1 protein-coding gene and 1 pseudogene are annotated in these 665 nt (G+C 38.5%); one reads left to right on the top strand and one right to left on the bottom strand.

Annotation, left to right across the window (positions count from 1 at the left end; translation table 11 throughout):
- Window positions 1-384: pseudogene (locus L4C33_RS22705) on the top strand (PstS family phosphate ABC transporter substrate-binding protein); the annotation flags it as partial.
- A gap of 70 nt (window positions 385-454) precedes the next feature.
- Here the strand turns inward: L4C33_RS22705 and L4C33_RS22700 are convergent.
- Window positions 455-592 (bottom strand): hypothetical protein, encoded by a 138-nt coding sequence (locus tag L4C33_RS22700; protein ID WP_428814607.1) that lies wholly within the window; start codon window positions 590-592, stop codon window positions 455-457.
- Between the last annotated feature and the right edge of the window lie 73 nt (window positions 593-665).

Below are 665 nucleotides of genomic sequence, written 5' to 3'. Positions count from 1 at the left end.
TTTCTCGGTACTACTGGGGAGTTAGTCGAAAAAATAGAGTCAGAATCGGCTTCCATTGGTTATGCAGTTTATTCAGACCAGATAGAAGAAACAAAGTGGTTGTCGATTATTGATAATCAAGGGATGACTTATGATGTAAACAAAGAAACTATCYTGTCTGGACGCTACCCATTAGCCAACGTGTATTACATGTATATTGATTTGCCTCCGCACCGTAAAAACTTTACTGAAGATGAGCAGTTTTTCATTGAACTGACTTTGTCGGAGAACCATAAAGAGGCACTCAACCAATACGGCTTCATAAGCCTACCGCAAGAAGCTATCCATAGAAACAAAGTACGTCTTTCATTAGTCAAGCCCATCATAGAGGGGGGTTACAAATAAAACAGAGMACCATATTGCAAAATGTTTAAGGTATGCTATACTTTTTGTGTAATGGTTCTGGCGTGATGGATTACGTTCTTAAGGCTTTAAAATTATCTAGCGGGCATGTATGCCCGTTTTTTTTGCCTGTAATAAAATCATTATCACAGTTTAATGCTTCTTTCTCTTCTTCTTCATCGCAAGGATAAACCGTTTCACTTAGACTCATGAACACTTGCTCTCGCTGTGAATTATCTAAATGTGGCTCCGTTTACTTTCATTTCCCCTGCATACTCTATATC

This window comes from Vibrio makurazakiensis (assembly GCF_050337375.1).
Classification (GTDB): Bacteria; Pseudomonadota; Gammaproteobacteria; order Enterobacterales; family Vibrionaceae; genus Vibrio; species Vibrio makurazakiensis.
The sequence above is the reverse complement of the archived record's forward strand: the minus strand, read 5'-3'. Positions and strand labels throughout refer to the sequence as shown.

What these genes read in the sequence shown, in the direction of transcription:
- L4C33_RS22700 (WP_428814607.1), bottom strand. Translation starts at nt 592, where the DNA reads ATGAGTCTAAGTGAAACGGTTTATCCTTGCGATGAAGAAGAAGAGAAA.